Annotated in this window: 10 protein-coding genes; 9 read left to right on the forward strand and 1 reads right to left on the reverse strand. The window is 68.3% G+C overall.

Annotated elements, in window-relative coordinates; genetic code table 11:
* The 7 genes from gdhA (at position 1) to A5752_RS20960 (ending at position 7,340) form a co-directional block, all read left to right on the forward strand.
* Positions 1-1,350, forward strand: a complete 1,350-nt coding sequence (gene gdhA / locus A5752_RS20930) for an NADP-specific glutamate dehydrogenase (RefSeq protein WP_067089519.1) — start codon at positions 1-3, stop codon at positions 1,348-1,350.
* Between the two features lie 61 nt (positions 1,351-1,411).
* On the forward strand, positions 1,412-2,617 hold the full coding sequence (locus A5752_RS20935; RefSeq protein ID WP_067089521.1) for an NAD(P)/FAD-dependent oxidoreductase: 1,206 nt from the start codon (positions 1,412-1,414) through the stop codon (positions 2,615-2,617).
* Positions 2,614-3,519 (forward strand): RNA polymerase sigma-70 factor, encoded by a 906-nt coding sequence (locus tag A5752_RS20940; protein WP_067089524.1) that lies wholly within the window; start codon positions 2,614-2,616, stop codon positions 3,517-3,519. The genes A5752_RS20935 and A5752_RS20940 overlap by 4 nt, the downstream gene beginning before the upstream one ends.
* Positions 3,520-3,646: 127 nt before the next feature.
* Complete coding sequence (locus A5752_RS20945; protein WP_067089526.1) at positions 3,647-4,822, forward strand: NAD(P)/FAD-dependent oxidoreductase; 1,176 nt, start codon at positions 3,647-3,649, stop codon at positions 4,820-4,822.
* Entirely contained in the window at positions 4,819-5,721 is a 903-nt protein-coding gene (locus tag A5752_RS20950; RefSeq protein WP_067089528.1) for an RNA polymerase sigma-70 factor, read from the forward strand. Before A5752_RS20945 ends, A5752_RS20950 begins: the two co-directional genes overlap by 4 nt.
* Positions 5,722-5,733: 12 nt before the next feature.
* Positions 5,734-6,969 carry an aminodeoxychorismate synthase component I gene (locus A5752_RS20955; RefSeq protein ID WP_067089531.1) on the forward strand — a complete coding sequence of 412 codons (1,236 nt, stop codon included), beginning with the start codon at positions 5,734-5,736 and terminating at the stop codon, positions 6,967-6,969.
* A 14-nt stretch (positions 6,970-6,983) separates the two neighbouring features.
* Positions 6,984-7,340, forward strand: coding sequence for a DUF1330 domain-containing protein (locus A5752_RS20960; RefSeq protein ID WP_067089535.1), 357 nt, complete (start codon positions 6,984-6,986; stop codon positions 7,338-7,340).
* 26 nt (positions 7,341-7,366) lie between these two features.
* Here the strand turns inward: A5752_RS20960 and rsmI are convergent, their stop codons facing one another.
* A complete protein-coding gene (rsmI, locus tag A5752_RS20965) occupies positions 7,367-8,203 on the reverse strand; it encodes a 16S rRNA (cytidine(1402)-2'-O)-methyltransferase (protein ID WP_067089538.1) in 837 nt (278 codons plus the stop codon).
* A gap of 116 nt (positions 8,204-8,319) precedes the next feature.
* Here rsmI and A5752_RS20970 point away from each other — a divergent pair, with 116 nt between their 5' ends.
* The gene (locus A5752_RS20970; protein WP_231983475.1) at positions 8,320-9,768 is read left to right on the forward strand and encodes a dolichyl-phosphate-mannose--protein mannosyltransferase; all 1,449 of its coding nucleotides are present in this window, start codon (positions 8,320-8,322) and stop codon (positions 9,766-9,768) included.
* 128 nt (positions 9,769-9,896) lie between these two features.
* A partial coding sequence (locus tag A5752_RS20975) for a type IV toxin-antitoxin system AbiEi family antitoxin (protein WP_231983471.1) occupies positions 9,897-10,771 on the forward strand: 875 nt, incomplete at its 3' end.

Consider the following 10,771-nt stretch of genomic DNA (forward strand, 5'->3'; position numbering starts at 1 on the left):
GTGAACGGACTACACGAGAAACTGCACGACCTCTACGAGGAGGTCGCGCGGCGCAACGCAGGCGAGACCGAGTTCCACCAATCCGTGTACGAGGTGCTCACCAGCCTCGGCCCGGTGGTCGAGAAGCACCCCGAGTACGTCGACTCCGAAGTGATCCGCCGGCTGTGCGAACCCGAACGCCAGATCATCTTCCGGGTGCCGTGGGTCGACGACCGCGGCACCGTGCAGATCAACAGGGGCTTCCGCGTCGAGTTCAACTCCGCACTTGGACCTTTCAAGGGCGGCCTGCGCTTTCACCCGTCGGTGTACCTGGGCATCGTCAAATTCCTGGGCTTCGAACAGATCTTCAAGAACTCGCTGACCGGCATGCCCATCGGCGGAGGTAAGGGCGGCGCCGACTTCGACCCGAAGGGCCGCTCCGATGACGAGGTCATGCGGTTCTGTCAGTCGTTCATGACGGAGTTGTACCGGCATCTGGGCGAGTACACCGACGTACCCGCGGGCGACGCCGGCGTCGGCATGCGTGAAATCGGTTATCTCTTCGGGCAATACAAGCGGATCACCAACCGTTACGAGTCCGGCACGCTCACCGGCAAGGGTCTGACGTGGGGCGGTTCGCAGGTCCGCACCGAGGCCACGGGATACGGGACGGTCTTCTTCGTCAACGAGATCCTGCGGGCCAACAACGACACCTTCGAGGGCAAGCGCGCGGTGGTCTCCGGGTCGGGCAACGTGGCGATCTACGCGATCGAGAAGATCCAGGAACTGGGCGGCACTGTGGTGGCCTGTTCGGATTCCAGCGGCTATGTCGTGGACGAGAAGGGCATCGACCTCGACATCCTCAAGAACATCAAGGAAGTGCGTCGCGGCCGGATCGCCGAGTACGCCGGGATGCGCGGCGGCACAGCCGAGTTCGTCGCCGACCGCAACGTGTGGAACGTGCCGTGTGAGATCGCGCTGCCGTGCGCCACGCAGAACGAGATCAACGGCGACGAGGCGCGGGCGCTGATCGAGAACGGGTGCCGCGTCGTCGCCGAAGGGGCGAACATGCCGTGTTCCCCGACCGCGGTCAAACATTTCGCGACCGCCGGTGTGACCTTCGCGCCGGGTAAGGCCGCCAACGCCGGGGGCGTCGCCACCAGCGCCCTGGAGATGCAGCAGAACGCCTCGCGCGACTCGTGGACTTTCGCCGAAACCGAACAGCGCCTCGAGCAGATCATGCGGCGCATCCACAACCGCTGCCTGGTCACCGCGGACGAGTACGGCCAACCGGGCAACTACGTGGCGGGCGCGAACATCGCTGGGTTCATCCGGGTTGCCGACGCAATGCTGGCGCTGGGCCTGGTCTGACCGCCGATGTGACGCGCGTCACACTCTGTCACGCCCCGGCGCCCGCCGGTGTCTAAGGGGCATGACTGAATTCACCGCACGCACACACAAGGTCCATCTCACCAGGGTCGTCGTCATCGGCGGCGGTTACTCCGGCATCCTGGCGGCCAACCACCTCCGCGCACGCGCCGATGTCGACGTCACGCTGGTCAACCCCAGGCCAAAGTTCGTCGAACGGATCCGGCTGCACCAGATGGTCGCCGCCGGCTACGACGCCGGGGTCGACTACGGCACGCTGCTCGGCGACGGCGTCCGGCTCGTCGTCGACAAGGCGGTCCGCATCGACGCCGCGGCGCGCACAGTGGTTCTGGAGTCCGGTCGCGAACTCGACTACGACTACGTCGTCTACGCCGTCGGCAGCACCGGCACGGTTCCGACAACTGTCCCGGGTGCGGCCGAATTCGCCTATCCGATCGCCGAACTCGAGCAGGCACAGCGGCTGCGCACGGCACTGGAGCAGCTGCATCCCGCGGCTCCCGTCACGGTCGTCGGCGCCGGCCTGACAGGCATCGAGACCGGCGCCGAACTCGCCGAGCAGGGCCGCAACGTGACGCTGGTCTGCGGCGGGCGCCTCGGGCCGTCGCTGTCCGAACCCGGTCGGCGCTCCACCGCCAAGGCCCTGAGCAAACTCGGGGTGACACTCATGGAGGACGACGTGGTCGCCGAGGTACGCGCCGACGCGGTCGTCTTCGCCGACGGCGCCGTGCGCCCGACCGCGCTGACCATCTGGACCGCCGGGTTCGGCGTGCCGGACCTCGCGACCGCGAGCGGCCTGAGCACCGACCACATCGGTCGCCTCATCACCGACGAGACGCTGACCAGTGTGGACGACGAGCGTATCGTCGCCGTCGGTGACTGTGCGGCCCCGTCGAACGAACCGCTGCGGATGTGTTGTGCCACAGCGACGCAGCTCGCCCCGCAGGGGGCGAACACCGTGCTGAGCCGCATCGCCGCCACCACCCCCGCCGAGTTCGAGTATGCGTACGCCGGGTCCTGCATCAGCCTGGGCCGGCATGCCGCGACGGTGCAGTTCACCCGCAAGGACGACACCCCGGTCAACGTCTACTTCGCGGGACGCGCGGTCGCCACGTTCAAGGAGGCCGTCTGCAAGGGCACGCTGTGGGCGATGCGGCGCTCGGCCCGCAAGCCGGACTGGACGTTCTGGCTCAAGGGCGGCCCGCGGCCCCGCCAGGCGGCGCTGGCGCCGAAGGTGGTCAACCGGACGTGACCACCACAACGGGCGACCATGCCGAGCGGTTCACCGTCCTGCGGCCGCTGTTGTTCACGATCGCCTACGAGATCCTGGGCAGCGCAACAGAATCCGACGACGTACTGCAGGACAGCTATCTGCGTTGGGCCGAGGTCGAGCTCGACACGGTGCGCGACACGAAGTCCTACCTGGCGCAGCTGGTGACCCGCGAGGCCCTGAACGCGCTGCGCACCAGGTCACGTCGGCGCGAGGAGTACATCGGGCCGTGGCTACCGGAACCGCTGCTGCTCGAGTCGCGTGACGCATCATCCGATGTCGTTCTCGCCGAATCGGTTTCGATGGCGATGCTGGTTCTGCTCGAGACGCTGACGCCCGACGAGCGCGCGGTGTTCGTGCTGCGCGAGGTGTTCGGCTTCGACTACGACGAGATCGCGGGCGCGGTGGGCAGATCCGCGACGACCGTGCGCCAGATGGCGCACCGCGCCCGCGAACACGTCCATGCGCGGCGCAACCGTTTCGGCCCGGTGGACGAACGGCGCACCGAGCAGATCACCGAGCAATTTCTGGCCGCGGCGTCGACCGGTGACATGGAGGGGCTGATGTCGCTGCTGTCTCCCGGCGTCACCTGGACCGCGGACCACGGCGGGAAGGCCACCGCCATCCGCAGGCCGGTGGTCGGTGCGCGTCGCGTGGCGGCGCTCATGGCACGGCTGTTCGAGGTCGCCAAGGAGACGCCGGAGATGCGCTTCGAGACGGCGATCTACAACAGCGCGCCCGCCGTCGTCATCTACACGGGCGAGCACCTGGAAGGTCTCTTCGTCTTCGAGGTGCTCGACGACAAGATCACCAACCTGTACGCCGTGCGCAACCCGGACAAGCTCGCGGGCATCGCGATCCCCCGCAGCATCAGCCGCGAGTGACCTTTGCCACATTCGGCCTGGAGATGTCACACTGCGCTGATGCCCGGTGTCTCGAGGTCAGACCGGCTCTGAGCCGAACCGCCACCCCCGGCGGCCACGGCAAGCCGGATGACCCGAGGAGTTCGACATGACCGATTTGACCAACAACGTCGTTGTGATCGGGGGCGGCTACGCCGGGGTGATGGCCGCGAACCGGCTCGCCCCGCACGCCCGCGTGACACTGGTGAATCCGCGCGCCGAGTTCGTCGAACGGATCCGCCTGCACCAACTGGTCGCGGGCAACGACGACGCCGTCGCCGACTACTCGGCCGTGCTGTCACCCGACCTGCGGCTCGTGGTCGACGGCGCTTCGCGGATCGACGCGGCCGCCCGCACCGTCACGCTGACGTCCGGCACGCCACTGCCGTACGACTACCTGGTGTACGCCGTCGGCAGCACGGGGGAGGTCCCCGCCGCGGTGCCGGGCGCCGCCGAGTTCGCCTATCCGCTCAGTGAATTGGAACAGGCGAAGCGACTGGCCGCGCGGATGGCGGATGTGCCGACCTCGGCGCCGGTGGTGGTCGTCGGTGGCGGGCTGACCGGCATCGAGACCGCGACCGAGCTGGCCGAATCCGGCCGCCCCGTCACGTTGGTGACCGACGTGCTCGGGCCGTCGCTGGCGGCCAGTGGTCGCCGGTCGATCGCCAAGCGGCTGGCCAAGCTGGGGGTCGACGTGATCGAAGGCAGCGCCGTCGGGGAGGTCCGGGCCGACCGCGTAGTGGTGGCCGACGGACGCGAGGTGCCGAGCGCGGTCACGGTGTGGACGGCCGGATTCGGCGTGCCCGGATTGGCCGCCGCCAGCGGCCTGGCCACCGACGCGCTCGGCCGGCTGCTCACCGACGAGACGCTCACCAGCGTCGACGATGTGCACATCGTCGGTGCCGGCGACGCAGCGTCGCCGTCGAATCAGCCGTGGCGGATGAGCTGCCAGGCCGCCCTCCCGCTGGGCGCGCAGGCCGCGAACACGGTGCTGGCACGCCTGGCCGGCGAGGACCCGGCCGCGGTGAACCATGCAATGGCCGGGCAGTGCATCAGCCTGGGACGCAAGGCGGGCATATTCCAGTTCGCCGACGTCGACGACACGCCGCGGCGCTGGTACATCGGTGGTCGCACCGGTGCGCTGATCAAAGAGCAGGTGTGCCGCTACACGCTGAAGTGGATCCGGGGCGAGGCCGACAAGCCGGGCTCCTACACCTGGAAGACGAACCCGCGCCGCCAGCAGGCGGTGGCGTCGGAGCACGGGACCGAGCCGGCGATCCGATGAACGGCACGGGTGACGAACACGCCGAACGGTTCACGGTGCTGCGTCCGCTGCTGTTCACGATCGCCTACGAGATCCTGGGCAGCGCAACCGAAGCCGACGATGTGTTGCAGGAGAGCTACCTGCGCTGGGCCGAGGTGGACCTGACGAAAGTGCACGACACCAAGGCCTACCTCGCCCAGCTCGTCACCCGCCAGTCACTCAACGCGCTGAGGGCGCAATCGCGAAGGCGCGAGGAGTACGTCGGCCCGTGGCTGCCGGAACCGCTGCTGCTCGACACGCGCGATGCATCGTCCGATGTCGTTCTTGCGGAGTCGGTTTCGATGGCGATGCTCGTCGTGCTGGAGACCCTGAGCCCGGATGAGCGCGCGGTGTTCGTGCTGCGCGAGGTGTTCGGTTTCAGCCACGACGAGATCGCCGACGCCGTCGGCAAGTCGGCGGCCGCCGTGCGTCAGATGGCGCACCGCGCACGCGAACACGTGCAGTCGCGGCGCAAGCGGTTCGAGCCGGTCGATCCGAAGGTGTCGATGGAGATCACGCAGCGGTTCTTTGCGGCGGCGGCCACCGGTGACGTCGACGCCTTGCTCGAGATGTTGACCGACGACGTCCAGTGGACCGCGGACTCCGACGGCAAGGTCAGCGCGGCCCGGCGGCCGGTCGTCGGCGCCGAGAAGGTCGCCAGGGTCCTGGTCGGGCTGGTGCGGGTCGCGGGCGAGGCGGGTCGCGTGGAACCGGCGATGTACAACAACGCGCCCGCCCTCAAGCTCTACCTCGGCGACCGCTTCGAGGGGCTGATCACCATCGAGGTCACCGACGACCGGATCTCGCACTTCTATGTCATGCGCAACCCGGACAAGCTGGCCGGGGTGGACATCCCGCGGGAAGTCACGCGCAACATCTGACAAGCTGGGTCGGTGCGGATCGACCTGCTCGGCGACCTCGGCAGCGCCCCAGCGGTTCTGCGTGCCGTCGGATACGCCGCGGCCGAACACGGGCTGGCGCCGCCGGCCGCTCTGATCGGCGAATGGTTCGGCTCGGGTGCGGTCATCGCGCCTTCCGTCGAGGTCGTGCCGGTCGAGTGCGCGCGCGTGTTCGACGTCCCCGTGGGTTCGGGCACCGGAGATGCGGTGGGAGGCGGCTGGTTCGGCTATCTGTCGTACCCGGACGCGGCCGCCGACGGTTCGGGACCGCGCATACCCGAGGCCGCGGGCGGCTGGTCCGATTGTGTGCTTCGCCAGGACGACGACGGGCGGTGGTGGTTCGAAAGCCTGTCCGACGCAACGATTCCGGAATGGGTGGCCGAGGCGCTGCGAGTGCCGGTCGAGCCGCGGCCGTTCCACGTCGAGTGGGGTGAGGCCGACCGCGATGCGCATCGGCGCGGGATGTCGGAGTGCCTGGAGGCGATCGCCGCCGGGGAGGTCTACCAGGCGTGTGTGTGCACGCAGTTCCGCGGCAAGCTCGACGGATCGACGCTCGACTTCTTCGCCGACGCCGTGCACCAGTCCGCGCCAACGCGCGCCGCGTACGTGGCCGGGAGCTGGGGGGCGGTGGCGTCGTTGTCGCCGGAACTGTTCCTGCGCAGGCGAGGTGAGCACATCGCGTCGAGCCCGATCAAGGGGACGCTGCCGCGCTCGGCGGATCCGGCCGCGCTCCGCTGTTCGGTCAAAGACGTGGCGGAGAACATCATGATCGTCGACCTGGTGCGCAACGACCTGGGACGTGTGGCCGACGTCGGTTCGGTGACCGTTCCGGAGTTGTTGGTCGTGCGACCGGCGCCCGGGGTGTGGCACCTCGTGTCCACGGTGGCTGCCCAGGTGGGGGCCGATGTGCCGATGCCGGAGGTGCTCGACGCGACGTTCCCGCCGGCGTCGGTGACGGGAACACCGAAGGCGCGGGCACGTCAACTGCTCGCAGGGTGGGAGCCGGTGCGACGAGGAGTGTATTGCGGCACAGTCGGATTCGCATCGCCGTTGGCCGGGTGCGAGCTGAACGTGGCGATCCGGACCGTCGAATTCGACGCTTCGGGCGGCGCGATCCTCGGCGTCGGGGGCGGGATCACCGCCGACTCCGACCCGGATCGTGAGTGGGAGGAGTGCCTGCACAAGGCGGCACCGATCATGCAATCACTGACGGCCGGCGCTCAGCTGTGATAGTCAGGGCGGCTATGGACCTTCCTGCCCTGACGACTTTCGCCCCGGACGCGCCGATCCTGATGGTGAACCTCCTGAAGTTCAAGGAGCCCGGCGGACTCGAGAGCTATCTCCAGTACGGCGCGGGCGTCGCTCCGCTGCTCGAGAAGGCGGGTGCCACCGTGCGCTACGGCGGCGAACTCCCCGCATATGTCATCGGCGACGAGGCCAAGCCGTGGTGGGACGTGATCCTCGTGGTCGAGTATCCGACTCCCGCGGCGTTTCTGGAGATGGTGAGCAGCGAGGAGTACGCGAAGGTGCACGTGCACCGCGAGGAGGCGTTGGAGCGCGCCGAGTTGATCGCGACGGCACGCTGGTCGATCACCGGCTGACCCTCGCGGCCGGGACTATTGCCGGGTTATTGCCTGGACCGCAGAACCGCGTCGTAGAGCTCGCGCCGTGACGGTGCGCCCGGGTTCGCCGCGACGACGTCGGCGCACGCGTCCTTGACCCGCGCGCCGTCGTCGACGAGCTTGTGGACCGCCGCGACCAGCGTGTCGAGGTCCGCCTTCGGCACCGCGCCCGCCAGCACGACGGTGATCTCGCCGAGCACCCCGTCGGCGGCCCACTCGGCGAGCTCGGCCAGCCCTCCGCGGACGATCTCCTCGTGCGTCTTGGTCAGCTCCCGGCACACCACCGCGCGGCGGTCGGCCCCCAGCACGTCGACCGCGTCGGCGAGCGTGCCCGCGAGGCGGCGCGGTGACTCGAAGAACACGCAGGTCCGCTGCTCGGCGGCCAGCGTCGTCAGCCACGCCTTGCGAGCGGCCTGTTTGCGCGGCGCGAAGCCCTCGAAACAGAACCTCTCGGCCGGCAGCCCCGATACCGCCAGCGCCGTCGTGACCGCCGACGGGCCGGGCAGGCACGTGACCGGGAGCTCCGCCTCGATACATGCCGTCACCAGCCGGTAACCGGGGTCGCTGATCAGCGGCATGCCGGCGTCGCTGACCAGCAGAACCGTCGCGCCTGCGCGGATGTCGTCGAGCAGGCCCGCGACCCGCGACGCCTCATTCTGGTCGTAGAGACTGACCACCCGCGCGGCCGTCCTGATCTCGAGGTTCTGGGCCAGCGTGCGCACTCGGCGGGTGTCCTCGGCGGCGATGACGTCGGCGCCCTTCAGCGCGGCGACCAGGCGCGCAGAGGCGTCCGAGGGCTGGCCCAGCGGCGTGGCGCCGATGAGCAGTCGGCCGAGGCTCATCCGGACAGCCTACGATCGCACTCGTGACCGCCCCCGCCACCAAAGCGCCGCGCGCGGTCCCGGTCATCAGCCCCGCGCCGCAGGTGCCCGCCGCGGACTTCGGGCCCGTCGACCGGATGCAGGGCTGGGTGATGACCGCCGTCATCGCCGCACTGGCCGCGGTGACGCGGTTCCTCAACCTCGGCTCGCCGACCGACGCCGGGACGCCGATCTTCGACGAGAAGCATTACGCGCCGCAGGCCTGGCAGATGCTGCACAACCACGGCGTCGAGGACAACCCGGGCTACGGCCTGGTGGTGCACCCGCCTGTGGGCAAGCAGTTGATCGCGATCGGCGAGGCGCTGTTCGGTTACACCGGGCTCGGATGGCGATTCACCGGTGCCGTGTGCGGAGTGATCGTCGTGGTGCTGGTCGCGCGGATCACGCGCCGCATCAGCCGGTCGACCGTGGTGGGCGGTATCGCGGGACTGCTGGTCACCGCCGACGGGGTGAGCTTTGTCGCGTCACGCACCGCGCTGCTCGACGGGTTCCTGGTGACGTTCGTGGTGGCGGCGTTCGGTTGTCTGATCGTCGATCGCGACCAAGTACGCGAGCGCATGCACCTCGCGCTGCTGGAGGGCCGCATCGGCGAGACATTGTGGGGGCCGAGACTCGGGGTCCGGTGGTGGCGATTCGGCGCGGGCGTGCTGCTCGGATTGGCTTGCGCGACAAAGTGGTCAGGCGTCTACTTCATCGCCTTCTTCGGCGTGATGACGATGGCGTTCGACATCCTGGCGCGACGGCAGTACCGGGTTCCCCGGCCGTGGCTCGGCGCGTTCCGACGCGACCTCGGACCGTCGCTGTACGCCCTGGTGCTCATTCCGTTCGGCGTGTACCTGGCGTCGTACGCACCGTGGTTCGCCTCCGAGACGGCCGTCAATCGCCACGAGGTGGGGCAGTCGATCGGCCCGGACAGCGTGTTGCCGATCCCCGACGCGTTGCGTTCGCTGTGGCATTACACCTACGCCGCGTACAGGTTTCACTCCGGGCTGACCAACGCCGATGGCAACCATCACCCGTGGGAGTCGAAGCCGTGGACGTGGCCGATGTCGCTACGACCGGTGCTCTACGCGATCGACAACCAGGATGTGCCCGGGTGTGGCGCGCAGTCCTGCGTCAAGGCCGTGATGTTGGTCGGCACACCCGCGATGTGGTTTCTCGCGGTGCCGATTCTGGGGTGGGCGATCTGGCGGGCGTTCATCAAGCGCGACTGGCGTTATGGCGTCGCATTGGTGGGCTACAGCGCGGGCTTCCTGCCGTGGTTCGCCGACATCGACCGCCAGATGTACTTCTTCTATGCGGCGACGATGGCACCGTTCATGGTGATGATGATCGCGTTGATCCTCGGCGACATTCTGCACAAGCCGAACCAGAACGCCGAGCGCCGAACGCTGGGGCTGATCGCGGTGAGCTGTTATATCGCGTTGGTGCTGACCAACTTCGCGTGGATGTACCCGATCCTGACCGGCATCCCGATATCGCAGACGACGTGGAACATGCAGATCTGGCTGCCGTCCTGGCGTTGAGCGTTGCGGCGCCGACGCCACGCTCTTGTTTTTGCGCGTAGGGTCGTGGATCGACGTTATCCACAGCCCTATACGCAAAATTGCGTTCGGCGAGCGGATTTGTCGGCGCGCGTCGCAAGCATCCCGGTATGGACGACGTCTTCATCGGAAGCACGGCTGTGTCCTCGGGTGCGCTGACACGAGCGAGCCTTCGATGGAACTATCGCGCGATCTTCCCGGGCGTATACCACTCGAAGCTCGTTGTCCCAACGCTCGAACAACGCATTCGCGGAGCCTGGCTGTGGTCGGGGCGGCGTGGGGTCATCACCGGACGCGCCGCGGCCGCTTTGCACGGGGCGTTGTGGGTCGACGCGGCAACACCCGTCGAAATGATCTGGACGAGCGGCCGACCGCCGCGGGGGATCGCTGTGCGCAACGAACGGATCGACGCCGACGACCTTCGGTTGATTAACGGTATGCCTGTCGCCACTCCGGCGCGCACTGCATTCGACCTCGCCCGGCATTTGCCCCGTGACCTCGCGGTACGCCACTTGGATGCCCTGGCACGAGCCACCGGCGTGACCGCGTCGGAGATCCTCGATTTGGGTGATCGGTATCCGCGTGCACGGGGGCTGCCACGCGCTCGCACGGCGCTGGCGTTGATGGACGGCGGAGCACAATCGCCCCAGGAGACCCGGATACGGCTCATCCTCATCGACGACGGGCTACCGCCGCCGAGAACTCAGATCGCGGTCACCGACGGCGCCAGCGAGGCCTTCATCGACCTGGGTTACGACGAGCCCAAGGTTGGTTTCGACTACGAGGGTCGACATCACAGCGAGGACCGCGGTCAGTACGTCCACGACATCGGACGCGCGGAGTTGCTCGAGCGAGAAGGATGGATCGACCTGCGTATCGTCGCGGAGCACAGCAGGCGATTCATTTTGCTCCGCGCGTCCGATGTCGTGGACGTACTGACCGCGGTCCTCGCTGTGATGTCGACCCTCGTAGTCGAAACCAACCT

It is taken from the genome of Mycobacterium sp. 852002-51961_SCH5331710 (genome assembly GCF_001665535.1).
Taxonomy (GTDB): domain Bacteria; phylum Actinomycetota; class Actinomycetes; order Mycobacteriales; family Mycobacteriaceae; genus Mycobacterium.

Bases quoted from the DNA above. Each gene is read 5' to 3' on its own strand.
- A5752_RS20935 (WP_067089521.1), top strand. From the start codon at position 1,412: ATGACTGAATTCACCGCACGCACACACAAGGTCCATCTCACCAGGGTC.
- A5752_RS20945 (WP_067089526.1), top strand. From the start codon at position 3,647: ATGACCGATTTGACCAACAACGTCGTTGTGATCGGGGGCGGCTACGCC.
- A5752_RS20950 (WP_067089528.1), top strand. From the start codon at position 4,819: ATGAACGGCACGGGTGACGAACACGCCGAACGGTTCACGGTGCTGCGT.
- A5752_RS20960 (WP_067089535.1), top strand. From the start codon at position 6,984: ATGGACCTTCCTGCCCTGACGACTTTCGCCCCGGACGCGCCGATCCTG.
- rsmI (WP_067089538.1), bottom strand. From the start codon at position 8,203: ATGAGCCTCGGCCGACTGCTCATCGGCGCCACGCCGCTGGGCCAGCCC.
- A5752_RS20970 (WP_231983475.1), top strand. From the start codon at position 8,320: ATGCAGGGCTGGGTGATGACCGCCGTCATCGCCGCACTGGCCGCGGTG.